At 62.5% G+C, this 395-nt stretch carries 1 protein-coding gene; it reads right to left on the reverse strand.

The features are described from left to right. The coding region (locus FGE21_RS19920; RefSeq protein WP_176695513.1) for a ParA family protein at window positions 1-395 on the reverse strand (395 nt) is incomplete at both ends.

Here is a 395-nt window from a genome sequence, read left to right on the forward strand (position 1 = left end):
ATCAGATCGATATTGGGCCAGTGGGTTTTCTGGATGACGTTTCGCGGCGAAACCGTCAGCGCCTCGCTCAGGGTCTCATCCAGCGGCAGTTCCGCATCACCTGCCGCCGCCCGGACCGCGTTTTCCTCCACCACCGAGCGGGCATAGTCGCGCGCGATCATCGGAAAGATCGTGGACCATTCGTCCTCCACCTTGCCGCCGAGGATGGAGGTCATGGACCCCTGGCTGTCGAGGTCGATCACCAGCACCTTGTAGCCATCAAGCGCCGCCGACATCGCCAGATGCGCCGCAGTTGAGGTCTTGCCGACGCCGCCTTTGAAATTCGCCACCGCCGTCACTTTTGCAGGCACCCCCTTGGGCCGGTAGGGCAGGTATTCCTTGGTCGAGATCCCCTC

This window comes from Phaeobacter sp. B1627 (genome assembly GCF_006265095.1).
Lineage (GTDB): Bacteria > Pseudomonadota > Alphaproteobacteria > Rhodobacterales > Rhodobacteraceae > Epibacterium.